Annotated in this window: 1 protein-coding gene; it reads right to left on the reverse strand. The window is 69.1% G+C overall.

What is annotated here, in order from left to right; all coding sequences use genetic code 11:
* The coding region (locus EN857_RS34300; protein ID WP_135897747.1) for an aminotransferase class I/II-fold pyridoxal phosphate-dependent enzyme at positions 1 to 282 on the reverse strand (282 nt) is incomplete at both ends.

The raw sequence follows: 282 nt of genomic DNA on the forward strand, positions 1-282 counted from the left end.
GCAGCACGACATCGCCGCTGTTGGCCGTCTTGAGCGCCGCCAGCATGTCGTCGAAGCGGACTGTGCCGGAAGCGGCGTCGAAATACGGATAGTCGCGGACCTCAAGGCCGGCGGCGCGCATCACCGGCAGATGGTTCGGCCACGTTGGATTGGAGAGCCAGACCGTCGCGCCGGGGCGTGTGCGCTGCAAAAGCTCGGCCACCAGCCTGAGCGCGCCCGATCCGCCCGGCGCCTGCGCGGCACGGATGCGCGAAAGGTCGGCCTTGTCGCCGAAGGCAAGCT

It is taken from the genome of Mesorhizobium sp. M4B.F.Ca.ET.214.01.1.1 (genome assembly GCF_004791545.1).
GTDB lineage: Bacteria > Pseudomonadota > Alphaproteobacteria > Rhizobiales > Rhizobiaceae > Mesorhizobium > Mesorhizobium abyssinicae.